The following is a 19,444-nucleotide window of genomic DNA, read 5'->3' as shown; positions in this document are numbered from 1 at the left end:
TTCAGGTTCGTCCGGCTCCCGCCTAACGCGCCGGCCCGCCAGGGGCCGGCTGCCCGGTCTCCGCCGCCCGCGCCGCTTCGAGCTTCTGCCGCTCGGCTGCCGGCATCTTCCGCAGCCGTTCCTGCTCCTGCATGTAGGCGTCGTACCGGGCGGTACCGGGGCGCGGCGGGGCGTCCGCCGGCAGGCCGCCTGCCCATTGCGGCACATAGTCGGCCATGCCTGTGGTCAATGCGCTGTTGATGCTGCCGCAGCCCGTCAGCGCGCCCAACATCCCCACCGCGCCCGCCACCCGCAGCCCCCGAACCAACCAAACTCGCATCGACAGATCTCGCTTCGTCGCCACCGGCAGAAGACGCCGGAGCGGGTGTTTACCGCATCCGGGCGACCGCACCAAACCCGCGACGCTATCGGATAACAGCATACCTGATATCGCACCATCATTTCAGTTTCCGTGGCAATGATATGGTCGAGCCTGCCACGGAACCGAGGTCGGTGCGTCGGATCGTCGGCGAAGATCGCCGCCGTCGCCCGGGAATCTTGCCGAACCTTTGTTCGTTCCGCGCCTGTCGTGAGACAGCGCGGCGCCGCCCCGCTAACGTAGGACGGGCCATAAGCCTCGACCAAGAGGCAAGGGAAAAGGAAACGTTCATGCGGATACGCAGAAGAATGCTGATCCAGGCCGCCTGCATCGCTGTGGCGGTCGCGGCGCCGATGACGGTGGCGGGCGCCCAGGAGACCGTGAAGATCGGCCTGATCTTGCCGATGACCAGCGGGCAGGCCTCGACCGGCAAGCAGATCGACAACGCCATCAAGCTGTACATCAAGCAGAACGGCGACACCGTCGCCGGCAAGAAGATCGAAGTGATCCTGAAAGACGACGCCGCGGTCCCCGACAACACCAAGCGGTTCGCGCAGGAACTGATCGTCAACGACAAGGTGAGCGTGATTGCCGGCTTCGGCATCACCCCGGCGGCGTTGGCCGCGGCGCCGCTGGCGACCCAGGCGAAGGTGCCCGAAGTGGTGATGGCGGCCGGCACCTCGATCATTACCGAGCGTTCGCCCTACATCGTGCGCACCTCGTTCACTCTGCCGCAGTCCTCCACCGTGATCGGCGACTGGGCGGCGAAGAACGGCATCAAGAAAGTGGTGACGCTGACCTCCGACTACGCGCCCGGCAACGACGCGCTGGCGGCGTTCAAGCAGCACTTCACCGCCGGCGGCGGCCAGATCGTCGAGGAGGTCAAGGTGCCGCTGGCGAACCCGGACTTCGCCCCGTTCCTGCAGCGCGCCAAGGACTCCAAGCCGGATGCGATGTTCGTGTTCGTGCCGGCCGGGCAGGGCGGCAACTTCATGAAGCAGTTCGCCGAGCGCGGCCTCGACAAATCCGGCATCAAGGTGATCGGTCCCGGCGACGTGATGGATGACGACCTGTTGAACAGCATGGGCGATGCCGCGATCGGCGTGGTCACCGCGCACATCTATTCGGCGGCGCATCCGTCCGAGAAGAACAAGGCGTTCGTCGCCGCCTACAAGAAGGAATTCGGCCAGCGTCCCGGCTTCATGGCGGTCGGCGGCTATGACGGCATCCACCTGATCTACGAAGCGCTGAAGAAGACCGGCGGCAAGGCCGACGGCGATTCGCTTGTAGCCGCGATGAAGGGTATGGCCTGGGAGAGCCCGCGCGGCCCGATCTCGATCGATCCCGACACCCGTGACATCGTCCAGAACGTCTACATCCGCAAGGTCGAGAAGGTCGACGGCGAGCTCTACAACGTCGAGTTCGACAAGGTCGACGCGGTGAAGGATCCGGGCAAGACGAAGAAGTAAGCGACTGCGCGCTCCGATTTGGCTTTCGTCATTCCGGGGCGCGCGCAGCGCGAGCCCGGAATCTCGCTCAACAACCTCTGGATTTCGGGTTCGCTCGCTGGCGCGAGCGCCCCGGAATGATGACAGCGAAGTGATGCGAGCCCATGACCCTGCTCACCATTCTTTTCGACGGTGTCGCCTACGGCATGTTGCTGTTCGTGCTCGCGTGCGGGCTTGCGGTGACGCTCGGGCTGATGAATTTCGTCAATCTCGCGCACGGCGCATTCGCGATGGCCGGCGGCTATGTCTGCGCCGTGCTGGTCAATCAGGCCGGCTGGCCGTTCCTCGCCGCGCTGCCGCTCGCCTTCCTCGCCAGCGCAGCGATCGGCGCGGTGCTGGAGCGGCTGCTGTACCGGCACCTCTACGCCCGGTCGCATCTCGACCAGGTGCTGTTCAGCGTCGGGCTGGTGTTCATGTCGGTCGCCGCGGTCGATTACATCATGGGCTCGTCGCGGGTGTTCATGCAGTTGCCGGAAGCGCTGCAGGGCCAGATCGACCTGTTCGGCGTCGGCATCGGCCGCTACCGACTGATGATCATCGTGATCTGCGGTCTCCTGACCGTCGGCCTGCAACTGACCCTGGCGAAGACGCGGTTCGGCAGCCGGCTGCGCGCCGCGGTCGATGATCCGCGCGTCGCATCCGGCCTCGGCATCAACGTGCCGCAGGTATTCGCGCTGACCTTCGCGTTCGGCTGCGGGCTGGCCGGCTTCGGCGGCGCGCTGAGCGCCGAGATCCTCGGGCTCGATCCGTACTTTCCGCTGAAGTTCATGATCTACTTCCTGATCGTGGTCACGGTCGGCGGCTCGTCGTCGATCACCGGGCCATTCCTCGCCTCGCTGCTGCTCGGCATCGGCGACGTCGCCGGCAAATACTATCTGCCCAAGCTCGGTCCGTTCGTGATCTACACCATCATGATCGTGATCCTGATCTGGCGACCCAACGGCCTGTTCGGCCGCACCGCGGCGCGCTGATGACCATGTCGACTCCTCCCGAAATCGTCGGCTTCCACGCCCGCCGCACCGCACGCTGGCACTGGGCCGAATTCGTGTTCTGGGCCGTTCTGATCGGCTGCGGCCTGCTGTTTCCGTCGCGCTATCTGATCATGACCGAGATCGTCCGGCTCGGCCTGTTCGCGCTGTCGCTCGATCTGATCCTCGGCTATGCCGGCATCGTCTCGCTCGGCCACGCCGCGTTCTTCGGCGTCGGCGCTTATTGTGCCGGCCTGCTGGCGCTGCATGGCATCGTCGGCGAGCCAGTGCTGGCGCTGCTGGTCGCCGGTCTCGTCGCTGCGGTGCTCGGCTTCGCCACCAGCTTCCTCGTGATCCGCGGCGTTGACCTCACCCGGCTGATGGTGACGCTCGGCATCGCGCTGCTGCTCGAAGCGCTGGCGGAGCGGTTCTCCGACATCACCGGCGGCACCGACGGCCTGCAGGGCATCGTGATGCAACCGCTGCTCGGCATCTTCGAGTTCGACATCTTCGGCAAGGTCGGGTTCTGGTACACCGTCGCGGTACTGTTCGTGCTGTTCCTGCTGGCGCGCCGGGTGGTGCATTCGCCGTTCGGCCTGTCGTTGCGCGCAATCCGCAACAATCCACTGCGGGCCTCGGCGGTGGGCATCCCGGTCAACACCCGTCTGGTCGCGATCTACACCTTCGCGGCGTTCTACGCCGGCATCGCCGGCGCGCTGTTTACCCAGACCACCCAGCTCGCCTCGCTGGACGTGTTTTCGTTCGAACGCTCGGCCGATCTGATCCTGGTGCTGGTGCTGGGCGGCACCGGCTATCTGTACGGCGGGCTGATCGGCGCGGTGGTGTTCAAGTTGCTTCAGGAGACGTTCTCGATCCTCACGCCGCAATATTGGCTGTTCTGGATCGGCCTGGTGCTGGTAGTGATCGTGATGATCGGCCGCGAGCGGCTGCATCGCTGGGTGCTTTTCCTGCCGCGTGCGGTGATGCGCGCGCTGCGGGGGCGCAACACCAATGCGGGGGCCGCCGAATGACGTTTGCGCTGCAGACCATCGGTCTGGAAAAGCACTTCGGCGGGCTCAATGTCACCCGCAATCTCTCGCTGAGCGTCGAAGCCGGCGCACGCCACGCGTTGATCGGTCCGAACGGCGCCGGCAAGACCACGGTGATCAACCAGCTCACCGGTGTGCTCAAGCCGAACGGCGGCCGCATCCTGCTCGAAGGCAACGACATCACCCACATGCCGGTCCACAAGCGGGTGCTGCGCGGGTTGTCGCGTACTTTCCAGATCAATCAGCTCTATGCCGACCTGACGCCGCTCGAGACCATCGGTCTTGCGGTGTCGGAACGCTCCGGTCATGGCGGCGACTGGTGGCGGCGGATGGGCACCCGCGCCGACATCAATGCCGAGATCGCCGATAACCTCGAGCGCTTCAAGCTGCTCGACGTGATGAACGAGCCGACCGGCACGCTGCCCTATGGCAAGCAGCGCCTCTTGGAGATCGCGGTGGCGATCGCCACCAAGCCGCGCGTGCTGCTGCTCGACGAGCCGGCCGCCGGCGTGCCGGAGAGCGAGCGCCATGACATTCTCGCCGCGGTCGCCGGCCTGCCGCGCGAGGTGACGGTGCTGCTGATCGAGCACGACATGGACCTGGTGTTTTCGTTCGCCGACCGCATCTCGGTGCTGGTCTCCGGTGCGCTGCTGACAGAAGGTACGCCGGAAGAGGTGGCGCGCGACCCGCAGGTCAAGGCGGTGTATCTCGGCGAGGATGCCCATGTTTGAGCGTGTCAATGTCTGACTTGCTGACGATCGACAAGCTCCGCGCCGGCTACGGCGAGGCGGTGGTGATCCCCCAGATGTCGCTGCGCCTCACCGAAGGCGAGGTGCTGGCGCTGCTCGGCCGCAACGGCACCGGCAAGACCACGCTGATCAACTCGATCGTCGGCGTTACCCGCCGGTTCTCCGGCACGATCGCGGTCGGCGGCGTCGATGTCACCGCACTGCGGCCTGATCAGCGGGCGCGTGCCGGTATCGGCTGGGTGCCGCAGGAGCGCAACATCTTCAAGTCGCTCACCGTCGAGGAGAACTTGACTGCGGTAGCGCAGCCGGGACCGTGGACGGTGGCGCGGGTGTACGAGATGTTTCCGCGGCTCGAGGAGCGGCGCAGCAATTTCGGCAACCAGCTCTCCGGCGGCGAACAGCAGATGCTGGCGATCGGCCGCGCGCTGACCCTCAATCCCAAGGTGCTGCTGCTCGACGAGCCGACCGAGGGGCTGGCGCCGATCATCGTTGACGAATTGCTAACCGCGCTCGGCACCATCACCCGCTCCGGCGGCATCTGCTCGATCATCGTCGAGCAGAACGCGCGAAAAATCCTCCAGCTCGCCGATCGGGTTGTGATATTGGAACGCGGCGCGATCGTGCATGATGCGGCGAGCGCGGCGCTGAAGGACGATGCCGCGACGTTGGAGCGCTATCTGGGCGTCTCCGGCGGAGCCAAGAGCTGACCCTGGGGAGTTGAAATGACGCAAAGGACAAAGCCACCGTTCCGCGCCGACGAGGTCGGCAGCCTGCTGCGGCCTCAGAAGATCAAGGAAGCCCGCGCCAAGCTGGAGAAGGGCGAGATCACCGCGGCCAACTTACGCGAAATCGAGGACATGGAGATCGAGAAGGTCGTCCATAAGCAGTCGGCGATCGGCCTGAAGCTCGCCACCGACGGCGAGTTCCGTCGCTCGTGGTGGCACTTCGACTTCCTGAGCCATCTCACCGGCTGCGAGCTCTACCATCCCGACACCGGCATTCAGTTCGCCGGCGTGCAGACCCGCAACGATTCGATCCGGGTGATCGGCAAGCTCGACTTCCCCGACGATCATCCGATGCTCGATCACTTCCGCTTCCTGAAGAAGCACGCCGATATTGCACATGTGACGCCGAAGATGACGATTCCGTCGCCGGCCGTGCTGCACTTCCGCGGCGGCCGCAAGGCTATCTCCAGCGAGGTCTATCCGGATCTCGACGGCTTCTTCCAGGATCTCGCCAAGACTTATCGCAAGGCGGTGAAGGCATTCTACGACGCCGGCTGCCGCTATCTGCAGTTCGACGACACCGTGTGGGCGTATCTGTGCTCGCAGGACGAATTACAGAAGGCGCGCGACCGCGGCGACAATCCGGACAATCTGCAGCAGATCTATGCGCGAGTGATCAATTACGCGATCGCCGATCGTCCGGCCGACATGGTGATCACCACCCACGTCTGCCGCGGCAACTTCCGTTCGACCTGGATTTCGTCCGGCGGCTACGAGCCGGTCGCCGAGACGCTGCTCGGCGGCATCAATTACGACGGCTATTTCCTGGAATACGATTCCGAGCGCGCCGGTGGCTTTGAGCCGCTGCGGTTCCTGCCCAAGGGCAACAAGGTTGTGGTGGTCGGGGTCATCACCTCGAAGTTCGGCGAACTGGAGAGCAAGGACGCGATCAAGCGCCGGCTCGAAGAGGCGTCGAAATTCGTGCCGCTCGACCAGCTCGCGCTGTCGCCGCAGTGCGGCTTCGCCTCGACCGAAGAGGGCAACATCCTGTCCGAGCAGGAGCAGTGGGACAAGCTGCGCCTCGCGGTGGAAGTGGCGCAGGAAGTCTGGGGAAAGTAAGCGCCTCGCTCGAGCTTGTTGGATCTGCGTGATGGCCGGGCTCGTCCCGGCCATTTGCATATCAAAAGAGCCCCCGTCATTCCGGGGCGCTCGCGAAGCGAGCGAACCCGGAATCTGGAGATATTGAAGCGAACCGGGTGCACCACAACCGCGGGATCGTAAGTCTCGGGTGACCTCGGGATAGTCTAAGAGGTCATCGGGGCGGGCGTAACGAGTTCTCGGGAAGGTCGTTGGCGACCGTCGGAATCTCGTTCCCCGCCTCGTTTGGTCGAAAAGGCCGGACACCCGGACGGTAGTAAGTGCTGGCCGCACGATAGACGATCCAGGCGCCGGCCTTGCCTCGTGGAACAAGGCAGGGACATCATGACAGCCTCCTCTTCGTCGGACAACATCTTCATCGGCATCGACGTCGGCGGCGCGAGCCTCGACGTGGCATGGCATCGAGGCGGTCGCGCTCATTACGCGAACCGCCCGGACGCGATCTCAGAGCTGGTTCAGCGTCTTGGCGCCGGGCCGCAGTTGACGCGGATCGCGGTCGAACCGACCGGCGGCTATGAGAAGCCGCTGGTCAAGGCGCTGCGCCAAGCGGGTCTGCCGGTCGAGATCGTGCACACGTCGCGGTTCGCAGCCTATCGCACGCTGATCGGCCAGAACGCCAAATCGGATACGTCGGACGCGCGCCTGCTCGCGGCATATGCGGCGAGCCCCGACGAAATCCGAGGCCGCAAGCCCGATCACGTCGAACTCGAGGAAAATCCGGTCCGGGAGGCGCTTCATGAATGCGCCAGCCGCCGCGACCAGCTCAAACAGATGATCCACGCCGAGAGTTGCCGGCTGGCGACGACGCGGCTCGCCGAGATCCGGCAGGCGATCGAGCAGCACCTCGACATGCTTCGGGCCGAAGACAAATCACTCCAGCAGAGGATGCAGACCCTGCTCCGCCAGAGCGCCGACCTGGTCGCGGCCCAACGCCTGCTCACCACCATCAAAGGCATCGGCGTCACCTCGGCGATGACCCTGATCGCCATGGTGCCCGAGCTCGGCCGCGTCGACAACAAGGCCGCCGCAGCGCTGGTCGGCGTGGCGCCGTTCGTTCGCCAAAGCGGTACGATGACCGCTCCGGCCCGCATCCGCGGCGGCCGTGCGGCCGTCCGACACATCCTCTACATGGCGGCCGTCGCCGCCAGCCGGCACAATAAAATCCTGCGACCGTTCTACGAACGCCTGATCGCCGACGGCAAGCCAGTGAAGGTTGCACTCATCGCTGTGCTCCGCCGGCTCGTCGTGTTCGCCAATGCTGTTCTGAGGTCCGGACAGCCCTGGAAAGGCGCATCACTGACTTGACAGGAGACACGGTAGATTCCGGGTTCACGAGCTGGCGCTCGCGCCCCGGAATGACGGTGTAGGGTGGAATGAGGCGTCCCTGATCGATCGCCTTCAGTCGATCCCCAAATAAGCCGCCTTCACCTTCGGATCGGTGAGCAGCTCCGCCGCGGGCCCGGTGTGGACGATGCGGCCGGTTTCGATCACGTAGCCGCGGTCGGCGATTTCGAGTGCGGCAACGGCGTTCTGTTCGACCAGCAGGATGGTGATGCCGCTCTTCCGCATCGCCGTCACGGCGTCGAGGATCTGGTCGACCAGGATCGGCGACAGTCCGAGCGACGGCTCGTCGAGCAGCAGCAGCTTCGGTTTGCCCATCAGCGCGCGGCCGATCGCCAGCATCTGCTGCTGGCCGCCGGACAGGCCGCTGGCCTGCTGGTCGCGCTTGTCCTTCAGGATCGGGAACATCGCATAGACCCGCTCGCGGTCGACTTCGATGCCGTCGTCCTTGCGCAAATAGGCGCCGAGCCGCAGATTGTCGGCGACGCTGAGCGGCCCGAAAATCTGCCGGCCCTCCGGCGACTGGGTGATGCCGAGGCCGACGCGCTTGTGCGGCGGCAGCTTGTCGATCCGCTGGCCTAGGAAGCGTATTTCGCCGCCGGAGACCGGCTGCACGCCGGACAGCGCGCGCAGCAGCGTGGTCTTGCCGGCGCCGTTGGAGCCGATCAGCGCCACCACCTCGCCTTCGCGCACTTCAAGGCCGATGCCTTTCAGCACGTCGATCCGGCCGTAGCCGCTGTGCAGATCCTTGACCTCAAGCACGCGCCGCCTCCCGCGCGCCGTGACGGCCCAGATAGGCTTCCGCCACCAGCGGATTGTGCCGCACCTCGTCGGGCGTGCCTTCGACCAGCATCCGGCCCTGATTGAGCACCAGGATGCGATGCGAGATCTTCATCACCAGCTTCATGTCGTGTTCGACCAGCACCACCGCGATGCCCTGGTCGGCGACGCGGCAGATCAGCCGGTCGATCTCTTCGGTCTCGACCGAATTGCACCCGGCGGCCGGCTCGTCGAGCAGCAGCACCCGCGGCTCGGCGGCGAGCGCGCGGGCGATCTCCAGCCGCTTGCTTGCGCCGTAGGACAGCGATCCGGCGGCGACGTCGGCGACGTCGCGGAGGCCGACCTGATCGAGCAGCGTCAGCGCGGCCGCGCGGGTGGCACGGTTCTGGCGCGTCACCGAGGGCAGGCGCAGCAGGTCGGCGAACAGGCTGCAGCGCTCCTGCAGGTGCCGACCGACCATGACGTTTTCGGCAGCGGTCATGCGGTGGAAGATCTGCAGGTTCTGGAAGGTCCGCGACAGCCCGCGCGCAGCGAGCTCGTCGGGCGGCAGGCCGGTGACGTCGTTGCCGTCGAGTTCGATCCGGCCGTGGTCGGCGGCGTACATCCCGGAGACGACGTTGAACAGCGTTGTCTTGCCGGCGCCGTTGGGGCCGATGATCGATAGGATTTCGCTCGGCGCTACCGAGAACCCGACGCCGTCGATCGCCTTGACGCCGCCGAACGAGATGCCGACATCGCTGACCTTCAGAAGCGTCATCGCCGCGCCCTCATGGTCAGCTTTGCCAGCATCGGCACCATGCCGTCGCGCATGAAGATCATCGACACGATGATGATCAGACCGAGCAGAAAATGCTCGTAGTCCTGAAACACCGTCAGCAATTGCGGCAGCACCACCAGCACTGCGGCGCCGACGATACTGCCGACGATCGAGCCGAGGCCGCCGAGCACCACCATCGTCACCAGTTCGACCGAATGCAGGAATCCGGCCTGATCCGGATTGACGAAGCCGTTCATCATCGCCAGCGCCGAGCCGGCGATCGAGGCGTACACCGCGGCGATGACGAACGCCTGCAGCTTGAAGCGCTCGACATGCACGCCCGCGGTGCGCGCGGCGATCTCGCTGTCGTGCAGCGCCCGGAAGGCGCGTCCGGTGGGCGTGTCGTCGAGGTTGAGCGCGAACCAGGTGCCGATCAGCAGCAGTCCCGCCGTGATCCAGTACCAGGTGGTCGAGCCGGAGACGCGCCAGCCGAACAGGCTGAGCTTCGGCACCGGCATGCCGTCCGGGCCGCCGGTCCAGCCGCTCTCGGTGGTGATCACCATTGCCACCAGCACGCCGAGCCCGAGGGTGGCGATCGCCAGATAGTGTCCCTTCAGCCGCAGAATCGGCCGGCCGACCAGAAAGGCGAGCATAGCGGAGAGAAGGGCGCCGACCAGCACCGCGAGCAGGGCATGCAGCCCGAAATGCGCCGGCCCGATCGCCACTGCATAAGCGCCGATGCCGAAGAAGCCGGCATGGCCGAGGCTGACCTGGCCGGCCTTGCCCATCAGGATGTTCAGCCCGATCGCCGCCAGCGCCGAGACCCACACCAGGGCCGCGACGCGGAAGTAGTAGCTCGATGGAAACAGCAGCGGCAGCACCGCCATCACCACGGCGAGCGCGATCAGAATGGCGGACCGTCGGCCGAGCAGGTTCAGCATCACTCAGACCCGCTCGACGGTGCGACGGCCGACCAGCCCCTGCGGCGCGACGAACAGCACGGCGAGGATGACGATGAAGGCGATGGCGTCCTTGTAGGTCGACGACACATAGCCGGCGCCGAACGACTCCAGCAGGCCGAGCAGCAGCCCGCCGATCACTGCGCCGAGCGGATTGCCCATGCCGCCGAGCATCGCGGCCGCAAAGCCTTTCAGCGCCAGCAGCGTGCCGACGTCGTAGCTGGTCAGGGTGATCGGGGTGATCAGAATGCCGGCGATCGCGCCGATCGCCGCCGAGCCGCCGAATGCCAGCGCCATCACGGTGGTGACGTTGACGCCGACCAGCCGCGCCGCCAGGCGATTGGCGGCGGTCGCGACCACCGCTTTGCCGATCAGGGTGCGCTCCATCACATAGTACAGCGTCAGCACCACCAGTGCGGCGCCGCCGAGTACCCACAGGCTCTGCGGCTGGATCACCGCGCCGAGCAGGTGGATCGGCGTATCGCCGGAGAACGCCGGCAGCTTGTGGAATTGCTTGTCGAACACGATCTGCGCCGCGCCGCGCAGCAGGATCGAAGCGCCGATGGTGATGATGATCAGCGACACCGCCGAGGCGCCGCGGGCCGGCGCGATGGCCAGCCAATACAGCAACAATCCGACCACGACCGCGACGATCACCGCCAGCAAGGCCGCCAGCGGCAGCGGCACGCCGGCCGCATAGGCGAACACCGTGACCATGCCGCCGAGCATGACGAATTCGCCCTGGGCGAAATTGACGACGTCGGCAGCGTGATAGACCAGCGTGAAGCCGAGCGCGACCAGCGCATACACCGCCCCGACCGTCAGCCCCGAGATCAAGAATTGCAGCAGTTCGGACATGGTGCCGGAGTGACTTTCAGATCGATTGAACGCGCGGCAGACCGCTCAGGACACTCGTCATTCCGGGGCGCGCGTGAAACGCGCGAACCCGGAATCTAGAAGTTGTCAGGTCTAGATTCCGGGTTCGCGGGCTGGTGCCCGCGCCCCGGAATGACTCCCGACTTGCTCAGCTTCCCGGCTGCACCAGCGTCCAGTCGCCGTTCTTGACTTCCAGCATCTTGAACGCCGACAGGTCGAGGCCGAGGTGATCGGTCGGTGACATCGTGACGATGCCGCCGGTGCCGACGAAGCCCTTGGTCTTTTCGATCTCGTCGCGGACCTTCTTCGGATCGGTCGACTTCGCCCGCTGCATCGCCTCGACCAGGATGGTGAGGCCGTCATAGGCGTGGCCGCCGAAGGTCGAGACCGGCTGCTTGGTGGTGTCCTCGTAGGTCTTCTTGTACTCGGTCACGACCTTCTTCTGCGGATCGTTGTCGGGCAGCTTGTCGGCGACGAGCAATGCCGCGGCCGGCAGCCGCACGCCTTCCGCCGCCGGGCCGGCGAGCTCGATGAAGCTCTTCGAGGCGACGCCGTGGCTCTGGTACAGCGGCGTCGACGACATGCCGAGCTGGGCGTAGTTGCGGGTGACGATCGCCGGGCCCTGGCCGAAGCCGGGATTGACCACCGCTTCGACGCCGGGGGCGGCCTTGATCTTGGTGAGCTGGGCGGTCATGTCGCTGTCGCGCGGCCCGTAGGTTTCCTCGGCCACGATGCTGACGCCGTAGGCCGGGGCGACCTTCAGGCACTGCGCCCGCATCGACGAGCCGAAGCCGTCGGTGCCGGAGATCATCGCCACCTTGGTGAATTTGCGCGCCTTGATGTTCTCGAAGATCTTTTCGCACGCCATCTTGTCGGTGTGCGGGGTCTTGAACACGTATTTGCGCACCGGCTCGATGATCTCGACCGCGCCTGCGAAGGAGATGAACGGGATCTGCGCTTCCTCGAACACCGGGATCATCGCCATCGTGGTGCCGGTGGTGGAGCCGCCGATCATCGCCACCACCTTGTCGTCTTCGACCAGGCGGGTGGCGAAGGTGCGTGCCTTGTTGGCGTCGCCGCCGTCGTCATAGACGACGAGCTCGATCTTCTTGCCGTCGACGCCGCCCGCGGCGTTGAGCTTGTCGACGTACATTTTCAGCGTCTTGTCCTCGGGATCGCCGAGAAACGACGCCGGGCCGGTGATCGACAACACCGAACCGAGCTTGATGGTCGAGGCGGCCAAAGCGGTGTGCATCAGCGAAAAGCTGGACAGCGCCAGGGCCGTCGCACCGACGGCGACGCTGCGCAGGACATGCGTATAGTGAGCCATGAATCCGTTTCCTCCGTTGCAGGCCGCGCGCTTCTTCCGAGCGTCTTCGGCCTGATCCAATCCCGGTGCCTTATACGACGCCGACCGCGCCGATCGCACCTTATGCTTTCTGCTGATCGTAATGCTTAACCGAACGGTCGGTCAATAGTGTTGCGCAGGCGCGCGATCGCGGCCGCTGGTGCGGCGCGATCGGCAAGCAGGATAGAGATCGGAGAGCGGGGCCTTGCGGCGGCGACCGGCGCTACGAAATCAGCAGCGCCGGCGGGCAACTACGCGTCGCCGCGGCCGACGCTGTGATAGCTGAAGCCATGCTCGGCCATTTCGGCGGGGCGGTAGATGTTGCGCAGGTCGACCACGATCGGCTGCGCCATCGCGGCCTTCAGCCGCGGCAGGTCGAGCGCGCGGAATTGCACCCATTCGGTGACGATCACCAGCGCGTCCGCGCCCTTGGCGCAGTCGTAAGCATCTTCGCAATAGGTGATGTCCGGAAGTTCGGACTTGGCGTGGTCCATGCCGGCGGGATCGAATGCTTTCACCTTGGCGCCCATGTCGGTGAGGCTGGTCACCAGCGGGATCGACGGCGCCTCGCGCATGTCGTCGGTGTCCGGCTTGAAGGTGAGGCCGAGCACCGCGACGGTCTTGCCGCGCATGTTGCCGCCGAGCGCCGCCGATACCTTGCGGGCCATCGCGCGCTTGCGGTTGTCGTTGACCGCCATCACCGCCTCGACGATACGCAGCGGCGCCTCGTAATCGAGGCCGATCTTCACCAGGGCGCGGGTGTCCTTGGGGAAGCACGAGCCGCCGAAGCCCGGGCCGGCGTGCAGGAATTTGGCGCCGATCCGGTTGTCCATTCCGATGCCGCGGGCGACGTCCTGGACGTCGGCGCCAACCTTTTCGGCGAGGTCCGCCATCTCGTTGATGAAGGTGATCTTGGTCGCCAGGAACGCGTTGGCGGCGTATTTGATCAGCTCGGCGGTGCGCCGCGCGGTGTACATCAGCGGGCCCTGATTCAGCGACAGCGGGCGGTAGATCTCGCCCATCACCTTGCGGGCGCGCTCGTCGGCCGTGCCGATCACGATCCGGTCGGGGAACTTGAAATCGCGGATTGCCGCGCCCTCGCGCAGGAACTCCGGATTCGAGGCGACCGCCGCATCGGCCGCCGGATTGGTCTCGCGGATCAGCCGCTCGACCTCGTCGCCGGTGCCGACCGGCACCGTCGACTTGGTCACCACGACCGTGAAGCCCTTTAGGGCAGCGGCGATTTCCTTCGCGGCCGCATACACATAGGACAGGTCCGCATGGCCGTCGCCGCGCCGCGACGGGGTCCCGACCGCGATGAACACCGCATCCGCTTCGCCCACCGGGGCGGTCAGGTCGGTGGTGAAGTCGAGCCGTCCGGCCTTGACGTTGGCCGCGACCAGTTCGTCAAGCCCCGGTTCGTAAATCGGAATTTCGCCCCGATGCAGGGCCGCAATCTTGGCCTCGTCCTTGTCGACGCAGGTCACCTGATGGCCGAAGTCCGCAAAGCACGCCCCGGACACCAGCCCCACATAACCCGTCCCGATCATCGTGATACGCATCGCTCGACCGTCCTGTAAGCCGCCCGGACTCGCCGGACTCGCGCGCCTCTTAGCAGATCGAGTGCTGTTTCCCAATGACAGTTACGTGGCTGCGCACTGGAGTTTGTAGCCATTTATCTGTGGTATTCGTCCGATCGTTGCGCTTCCGGAGGTGGGAAATCCGTGTTATGGGGCTTCATCAATCCGGAATTGCCCACCCGCCCGCATGAATAACGACCAGCTTCTCAACCGGATATCGGACTATTGCCGTCAGGCCGGGATGGCCGAGACGACGTTCGGCCGGCGGGCGGTGAACGACGGCAAGTTGGTGTACCGGCTGCGCGAGGGGAAGCGGATCACGCTGGATACGCTGGAGCGGATCGAGGCGTTTGTTGCTGCTGGGCTGGGCGTTGCGCCGCCGCCGCGGGGGCTGGTGGTGCCGCTGGAGCGGCGGGACCCGCGCAGCAACTTCCGGTTCTTCGAGAACCGCCAGAAATATCTATTGTTCGTCCACACTTGCGGGGAAAAGCGGGTGGTGGCGGACCGCGTCGCGCTGGAGCTCGCCAACATCCACCCGCGCCCGCCCGCGCTGCGCGTGTTCGATGCGGGGTGCGGGGACGGTACGGTTTTGGCGCGCGTGTTGCGCGCGATGCATGGGCGGTTCCCCCAGATACCGTTCTACGTCTCCGGCAAGGAGCTCAGCGTCGAGGATCTGCGGCTGACGCTCGACAAGGTGCCGGACCGGCTGTTCGAGCACCCGGCCTCGGTGTTCGTGTTCACCAACATGAACTACGCCGAGGCGCCGTGGCTGACGCCGGCCTCGTCGGCCGCCGCCGCCGGGATGATCTGGCACGAGGTGGCGCTGCGCGGCGGCTCTTCGGGCGAATTCGAAACCCAGATCGCCGAGCTGGCGCCGTTCCTGCAGGACAATTGGCGCGCCAATGTCAGCCCGCGTACCGGGATGCCGGTGTACGAGCGCCCGGTCGCGATCGTGCTGTACCGCGAGGACCACCGCTTCCTGCTCGACGCGGTGATCCCGCGCGCCGGCCGCACTGAGGCCAATTTCGACCTGATCATCGCCTCGCAGCCCTACCGCGCGAAATCATCCGTCAACTTCCGGGCCAAGCGGATCATCGCGCCGCTGGCCCGGGCGCTGCGCCCCGGCGGCCGGCTGATCGGCATCCACTCGCACGGCGACGATCCCGGATTGGAAATCGTCCAATCGATCTGGCCGGACGAGAACCCGTTCTCGGTCAGCCGCCACGAATTGTTGCGCGCGGTCAAATACGAGCTCGGCTCGGCTGGTAGAGACCTGAACTTCAATGCCTACGCCGATAACCGCTCGATCTTTCGCTACGATATGGAGGCTTTGCCCAATGAGGTCACCGGACCGATCGGCAATTCGACGGCCTTTGCAGCATGGAATGCCGCGGTGTATGTCGCGCAGATCGAGGACGACCGGCTCACGGAAGTGACCCGGGACGGCCAGTACTTGGAAGCCACCAGAGAAGTTCTGCGCAAGCACAGCGGTCTCTGGTTCAACGACGAATCCTACGTCATCTCGCGCAGGCGCGACTGACATCTCTCAGGATAGGTATCTTTCACGAAAACACCGCCGGGGTCCGGCGGACAAGGGGTTGGTGATGCGCGCGTCTTATATGTTCACGAGTGAGTCCGTGTCCGAAGGCCATCCGGACAAGGTCTGCGACCGGATTTCCGACGAGATCGTCGATCTGTTCTACCGCGAAGGGCCGAAGGCCGGGATCGATCCGTGGGCGATCCGTGCCGCCTGCGAAACGCTCGCGACCACCAACAAGGTGGTGATCGCCGGTGAGACCCGCGGCCCGGCCTCGGTCACCAACGAGCAGATCGAGCACGTCGTCCGCGAAGCCATCAAGGACATCGGCTACGAGCAGGACGGCTTCCACTGGAAGACCTGCGATATCGAAATCCTGCTGCATCCGCAGTCGGCCGACATCGCGCAGGGCGTCGACGCGCTGCAGCCCGGCACCAACAAGGAAGAGGGCGCCGGCGACCAGGGCATCATGTTCGGCTACGCCACCAACGAGACCCCCGACCTGATGCCGGCGCCGATCTTCTACGCCCACAAGATCCTGCGGCTGATCTCGGAAGCCCGTCACTCCGGCAAGGAGAAGGTGCTCGGCCCGGACAGCAAGAGCCAGGTGACGATCCAGTACGAGAACGGCAAGCCGCAATACGTCCGCGAGATCGTGGTGTCGCATCAGCACCTGATCGAGGACCTGAGCTCCAACCAGATCCGCGACTGCGTCGAGCCCTATGTGCGCCAGGCGCTGCCCGCCGGCTGGATCACCGACAAGACGATCTGGCACATCAACCCGACCGGTAAGTTCTACATCGGCGGTCCGGACGGCGACACCGGTCTCACCGGCCGCAAGATCATCGTCGATACTTACGGCGGCGCGGCCCCGCATGGCGGCGGTGCGTTCTCCGGCAAGGATCCGACCAAGGTCGACCGCTCGGCGGCTTACGCGGCGCGCTACCTCGCCAAGAACGTCGTCGCCGCCGGCCTCGCCGACAAGTGCACCCTGCAGCTCGCCTACGCGATCGGCGTGGCGCGCCCGCTGTCGATCTACATCGACACCCACGGCACCGGAAAGGTCGCCGAGGACAAGCTCGAGACCATCGTGGCCGAGGTGATGGACCTGACCCCGCGCGGCATCCGCACCCATCTCGATCTCAACAAGCCGATCTACGCCCGGACCTCGTCCTACGGCCATTTCGGCCGCACCCCGGACGCCGATGGCGGCTTCTCCTGGGAGAAGACCGATCTTGCCGACGCCATGAAGCGTGCGGTGTAAGTGAGAAAGTAAGCCCACAGCCGGCGCCTTCACCTCTCCCCGCACGCGGGGAGAGGTCGGCCCGGCGAAGCGCAGCGAAGTCGGGCCGGGTGAGGGGGCGCTTCAGCGCAGCCGAGCCTCCCGGCCTCGCGGCGACGCCCCCTCACCCCGGCCCTCTCCCCGCGAGCGGGGAGAGGGAGCGCCGATGCACTGCCTCAAACTGCCCGATTCAGTTCGTAGTGCTCAGTTCGACTGACACAGACATCAGGAAACCCATCCGCATGACCGCCAAGTTCACCGATTACATCGTCAAGGACATCGGCCTCGCCGAGTTCGGCCGCAAGGAGATCTCGCTGGCCGAGACCGAAATGCCCGGCCTGATGGCGACCCGCGAGGAATACGGCCCCAAGCAGCCGCTGAAGGGCGCGCGGATCGCCGGCTCGCTGCACATGACGATCCAGACCGCGGTGCTGATCGAGACGCTGGTGGCGCTCGGGGCCGATGTGCGCTGGGTGTCGTGCAACATCTACTCGACCCAGGACCACGCCGCCGCCGCGATCGCCGCTGCCGGCATTCCGGTGTTCGCCGTCAAGGGCGAGAGCCTGAAGGACTACTGGGACTACACCGCCAAGCTGTTCGACTGGTCGGACGGCGGCACCCCGAACATGATCCTCGACGACGGCGGCGACGCCACCATGTTCGTGCATCAGGGCCTGCGCGCCGAGAACGGCGACACCATGTTCCTCGATCAGCACAATTCGGAAGAAGAAGAGATCTTCTTCGCGCTGATCAAGCGCATCCTGAAAGAGAAGCCGAAGGGCTACTTCGCCACGCTCGCCAAGAACATCAAGGGCGTGTCGGAAGAGACCACCACGGGCGTGCATCGTCTGTACGACATGGAGAAGGCCGGCAAGCTGCTGTTCCCGGCAATCAACGTCAACGACTCGGTGACCAAGTCGAAGTTCGACAACCTCTATGGCTGCCGTGAATCGCTGGTCGACGGCATCCGCCGCGGCACCGACGTGATGCTGTCGGGCAAGGTCGCGATGGTCGCCGGCTTCGGCGACGTCGGCAAGGGTTCGGCCGCTTCGCTGCGCCAGGCCGGCTGCCGCGTGATGGTGTCGGAAGTCGATCCGATCTGCGCGCTGCAGGCGGCGATGGAAGGCTATCAGGTGGTGACCATGGAAGACGCGGCGCCGATCGCCGACATCTTCGTCACCGCCACCGGCAACAAGGACATCATCACCATCGACCACATGCGCGCGATGAAGGATCGCGCCATCGTCTGCAACATCGGCCACTTCGACAACGAGATTCAGGTCGCCACCCTGAAGAACATGAAGTGGGACAACATCAAGCCGCAGGTCGACGAGATCACCTTCCCGGACGGCAAGCGGATGATCCTGCTGTCGGAAGGGCGCCTGGTGAACCTCGGCAACGCGATGGGGCACCCGAGCTTCGTGATGTCGGCGTCGTTCACCAACCAGACGCTGGCGCAGATCGAGCTGTTCCAGAACCAGGGCAAGTACGACAAGAAGGTCTACGTGCTGCCGAAGACGCTGGACGAAAAGGTCGCCCGCCTGCACCTCGCCAAGATCGGCGTCAAGCTCACCGAGCTGCGCAAGGACCAGGCCGACTACATCGGCGTCAAGGTCGAGGGGCCGTTCAAGGCGGATCATTATCGGTATTGATGGGAGGAGGCGGCGGTCGCGTTATGCGGCCGCTGCTATCTGCTCAGGCTGTCATGGCCGGGCTTGACCCGGCCATCCATCGGAACAACGAAGCCCCGGAGCGACGCTCCGGGGCCTCGCTTTATGTGGCGATATTCCGCCACTCCCTCAGTCCGAAGTGTCCCGACTTACGGGGGCAGCTCGTAGGGCGGATTAGCGCAGCGTAATCCGCCGCTACACAAAGACAAGCCGGCGGCTGTTAGACCGGAGAATGTCCCGCGCCTCGTCCTCCACCGAGCGGCCATTGACGGCTGCGCGGAGGCGAAGCCGCCTTTCCATGGCGTCGTCGATGTTGCGGATCGGCAGCACCGCCATGGTCGCCTCCATCGTCGATGGGTGCAGGTTAGTCTTTGACGGAAGGACATCAAGTTCGTTCGTCCGCTCACCCAAACTGCGCCACGCCCCCTCCCACCGACCAATTCACCCCCGGCGCATCATACACATTGATGAACACATCCTCCGGCCGCAGTCCCGGGCTCTCCGCGAGTAGCTCCGCGATCCGCCGATACAGCGCCTTTTTCTGCTCGGGCGTGCGGGTGTCGAAGACGGTGATCTGGATGTAGACGAGATCGGCGCTGCGGGCGACGCCATAGGCGTTGCCGAAGCGGAAGTTTGCGGGGGCGTGTTCGGTCAGGGTGATGAACTGATCGTCGTCGGGCACGCCCAGCGTCTCGCGTAGTGCGCGGTAGAGATTGTCCAGGATGGCGGTGCGATAGGCGTCGGGCTTTCCGGCGAGCATCGAGACGGTGAGGCGCGGCATGGCGGGCTCCGGGGGCGA

18 protein-coding genes and 1 pseudogene are annotated in these 19,444 nt (G+C 65.4%); 10 read left to right on the top strand and 9 right to left on the bottom strand.

The genetic code is table 11. The features are described from left to right. Nucleotides 1-22: 22 nt before the first annotated feature. Complete coding sequence (locus tag FLL57_RS15565) at nt 23-319, bottom strand: hypothetical protein (protein ID WP_013503946.1); 297 nt, start codon at nt 317-319, stop codon at nt 23-25. Between the two features lie 329 nt (nt 320-648). On the opposite strand from FLL57_RS15565, the gene FLL57_RS15560 reads away from it, so the two are divergent. From FLL57_RS15560 to FLL57_RS15530, 7 genes are all read left to right on the top strand, one after another. Further along, entirely contained in the window at nt 649-1,827 is a 1,179-nt protein-coding gene (locus FLL57_RS15560; protein ID WP_142883348.1) for an ABC transporter substrate-binding protein, read from the top strand. A gap of 143 nt (nt 1,828-1,970) precedes the next feature. After that, the gene (locus FLL57_RS15555; RefSeq protein ID WP_013503944.1) at nt 1,971-2,837 is read left to right on the top strand and encodes a branched-chain amino acid ABC transporter permease; all 867 of its coding nucleotides are present in this window, start codon (nt 1,971-1,973) and stop codon (nt 2,835-2,837) included. Next, the gene (locus tag FLL57_RS15550; RefSeq protein ID WP_185966148.1) at nt 2,837-3,865 is read left to right on the top strand and encodes a branched-chain amino acid ABC transporter permease; all 1,029 of its coding nucleotides are present in this window, start codon (nt 2,837-2,839) and stop codon (nt 3,863-3,865) included. The genes FLL57_RS15555 and FLL57_RS15550 overlap by 1 nt, the downstream gene beginning before the upstream one ends. Beyond that, a complete protein-coding gene (locus FLL57_RS15545; protein WP_142883347.1) occupies nt 3,862-4,614 on the top strand; it encodes an ABC transporter ATP-binding protein in 753 nt (250 codons plus the stop codon). The genes FLL57_RS15550 and FLL57_RS15545 overlap by 4 nt, the downstream gene beginning before the upstream one ends. An 8-nt stretch (nt 4,615-4,622) precedes the next feature. After that, complete coding sequence (locus FLL57_RS15540; RefSeq protein WP_142883346.1) at nt 4,623-5,339, top strand: ABC transporter ATP-binding protein; 717 nt, start codon at nt 4,623-4,625, stop codon at nt 5,337-5,339. Between the two features lie 15 nt (nt 5,340-5,354). Continuing rightward, nucleotides 5,355-6,476: a cobalamin-independent methionine synthase II family protein gene (locus FLL57_RS15535; protein WP_142883345.1), complete on the top strand. Its 1,122-nt coding sequence runs from the start codon at nt 5,355-5,357 to the stop codon at nt 6,474-6,476. Between the two features lie 363 nt (nt 6,477-6,839). Continuing rightward, the gene (locus FLL57_RS15530; protein ID WP_142884228.1) at nt 6,840-7,820 is read left to right on the top strand and encodes an IS110 family transposase; all 981 of its coding nucleotides are present in this window, start codon (nt 6,840-6,842) and stop codon (nt 7,818-7,820) included. Between the two features lie 93 nt (nt 7,821-7,913). On the opposite strand, the gene FLL57_RS15525 is transcribed toward FLL57_RS15530, so the two are convergent. From FLL57_RS15525 to FLL57_RS15500, 6 genes are all read right to left on the bottom strand, one after another. After that, nucleotides 7,914-8,618, bottom strand: coding sequence for an ABC transporter ATP-binding protein (locus tag FLL57_RS15525; RefSeq protein ID WP_142883344.1), 705 nt, complete (start codon nt 8,616-8,618; stop codon nt 7,914-7,916). After that, nucleotides 8,611-9,393: an ABC transporter ATP-binding protein gene (locus FLL57_RS15520; protein WP_013503938.1), complete on the bottom strand. Its 783-nt coding sequence runs from the start codon at nt 9,391-9,393 to the stop codon at nt 8,611-8,613. The genes FLL57_RS15525 and FLL57_RS15520 overlap by 8 nt, the downstream gene beginning before the upstream one ends. Continuing rightward, entirely contained in the window at nt 9,390-10,334 is a 945-nt protein-coding gene (locus tag FLL57_RS15515) for a branched-chain amino acid ABC transporter permease (RefSeq protein ID WP_013503937.1), read from the bottom strand. The genes FLL57_RS15520 and FLL57_RS15515 overlap by 4 nt, the downstream gene beginning before the upstream one ends. A gap of 3 nt (nt 10,335-10,337) precedes the next feature. Then, nucleotides 10,338-11,210, bottom strand: coding sequence for a branched-chain amino acid ABC transporter permease (locus FLL57_RS15510; protein WP_142883343.1), 873 nt, complete (start codon nt 11,208-11,210; stop codon nt 10,338-10,340). A gap of 166 nt (nt 11,211-11,376) precedes the next feature. After that, entirely contained in the window at nt 11,377-12,558 is a 1,182-nt protein-coding gene (locus FLL57_RS15505) for an ABC transporter substrate-binding protein (RefSeq protein ID WP_142883342.1), read from the bottom strand. Between the two features lie 269 nt (nt 12,559-12,827). After that, nucleotides 12,828-14,138 (bottom strand): UDP-glucose dehydrogenase family protein, encoded by a 1,311-nt coding sequence (locus tag FLL57_RS15500; protein ID WP_142883341.1) that lies wholly within the window; start codon nt 14,136-14,138, stop codon nt 12,828-12,830. Nucleotides 14,139-14,343: 205 nt separating this feature from the next. Here FLL57_RS15500 and FLL57_RS15495 point away from each other — a divergent pair, with 205 nt between their 5' ends. The 3 genes from FLL57_RS15495 (at nt 14,344) to ahcY (ending at nt 18,627) form a co-directional block, all read left to right on the top strand. Continuing rightward, on the top strand, nt 14,344-15,696 hold the full coding sequence (locus FLL57_RS15495) for a hypothetical protein (RefSeq protein ID WP_142883340.1): 1,353 nt from the start codon (nt 14,344-14,346) through the stop codon (nt 15,694-15,696). Nucleotides 15,697-15,760: 64 nt separating this feature from the next. After that, entirely contained in the window at nt 15,761-16,957 is a 1,197-nt protein-coding gene (gene metK / locus FLL57_RS15490; protein ID WP_142883339.1) for a methionine adenosyltransferase, read from the top strand. Between the two features lie 260 nt (nt 16,958-17,217). Next, nucleotides 17,218-18,627, top strand: a complete 1,410-nt coding sequence (gene ahcY, locus FLL57_RS15485) for an adenosylhomocysteinase (protein WP_142883338.1) — start codon at nt 17,218-17,220, stop codon at nt 18,625-18,627. Between the two features lie 240 nt (nt 18,628-18,867). Here ahcY and FLL57_RS15480 read toward each other — a convergent pair. Beyond that, nucleotides 18,868-18,981, bottom strand: a pseudogene (locus FLL57_RS15480) (FitA-like ribbon-helix-helix domain-containing protein); the annotation flags it as partial. Between the two features lie 67 nt (nt 18,982-19,048). Beyond that, entirely contained in the window at nt 19,049-19,426 is a 378-nt protein-coding gene (locus FLL57_RS15475; protein WP_013503929.1) for a tautomerase family protein, read from the bottom strand. Nucleotides 19,427-19,444: the final 18 nt, after the last annotated feature.

The sequence above is a fragment of the Rhodopseudomonas palustris genome, assembly GCF_007005445.1.
GTDB lineage: Bacteria > Pseudomonadota > Alphaproteobacteria > Rhizobiales > Xanthobacteraceae > Rhodopseudomonas > Rhodopseudomonas palustris_G.
Note: the sequence above shows the minus strand (reverse complement) of the source record. Positions and strands in the feature narration are given on the sequence as shown.

What these genes read in the sequence shown, in the direction of transcription:
- FLL57_RS15505 (WP_142883342.1), bottom strand. Translation starts at nt 12,558, where the DNA reads ATGGCTCACTATACGCATGTCCTGCGCAGCGTCGCCGTCGGTGCGACG.
- FLL57_RS15510 (WP_142883343.1), bottom strand. Translation starts at nt 11,210, where the DNA reads ATGTCCGAACTGCTGCAATTCTTGATCTCGGGGCTGACGGTCGGGGCG.
- FLL57_RS15495 (WP_142883340.1), top strand. Translation starts at nt 14,344, where the DNA reads ATGAATAACGACCAGCTTCTCAACCGGATATCGGACTATTGCCGTCAG.
- FLL57_RS15500 (WP_142883341.1), bottom strand. Translation starts at nt 14,138, where the DNA reads ATGCGTATCACGATGATCGGGACGGGTTATGTGGGGCTGGTGTCCGGG.
- FLL57_RS15540 (WP_142883346.1), top strand. Translation starts at nt 4,623, where the DNA reads ATGTCTGACTTGCTGACGATCGACAAGCTCCGCGCCGGCTACGGCGAG.
- FLL57_RS15535 (WP_142883345.1), top strand. Translation starts at nt 5,355, where the DNA reads ATGACGCAAAGGACAAAGCCACCGTTCCGCGCCGACGAGGTCGGCAGC.
- FLL57_RS15560 (WP_142883348.1), top strand. Translation starts at nt 649, where the DNA reads ATGCGGATACGCAGAAGAATGCTGATCCAGGCCGCCTGCATCGCTGTG.
- FLL57_RS15545 (WP_142883347.1), top strand. Translation starts at nt 3,862, where the DNA reads ATGACGTTTGCGCTGCAGACCATCGGTCTGGAAAAGCACTTCGGCGGG.
- metK (WP_142883339.1), top strand. Translation starts at nt 15,761, where the DNA reads ATGCGCGCGTCTTATATGTTCACGAGTGAGTCCGTGTCCGAAGGCCAT.
- FLL57_RS15550 (WP_185966148.1), top strand. Translation starts at nt 2,837, where the DNA reads ATGACCATGTCGACTCCTCCCGAAATCGTCGGCTTCCACGCCCGCCGC.
- FLL57_RS15555 (WP_013503944.1), top strand. Translation starts at nt 1,971, where the DNA reads ATGACCCTGCTCACCATTCTTTTCGACGGTGTCGCCTACGGCATGTTG.
- FLL57_RS15520 (WP_013503938.1), bottom strand. Translation starts at nt 9,393, where the DNA reads ATGACGCTTCTGAAGGTCAGCGATGTCGGCATCTCGTTCGGCGGCGTC.
- FLL57_RS15565 (WP_013503946.1), bottom strand. Translation starts at nt 319, where the DNA reads ATGCGAGTTTGGTTGGTTCGGGGGCTGCGGGTGGCGGGCGCGGTGGGG.
- FLL57_RS15530 (WP_142884228.1), top strand. Translation starts at nt 6,840, where the DNA reads ATGACAGCCTCCTCTTCGTCGGACAACATCTTCATCGGCATCGACGTC.
- ahcY (WP_142883338.1), top strand. Translation starts at nt 17,218, where the DNA reads ATGACCGCCAAGTTCACCGATTACATCGTCAAGGACATCGGCCTCGCC.
- FLL57_RS15515 (WP_013503937.1), bottom strand. Translation starts at nt 10,334, where the DNA reads ATGCTGAACCTGCTCGGCCGACGGTCCGCCATTCTGATCGCGCTCGCC.
- FLL57_RS15475 (WP_013503929.1), bottom strand. Translation starts at nt 19,426, where the DNA reads ATGCCGCGCCTCACCGTCTCGATGCTCGCCGGAAAGCCCGACGCCTAT.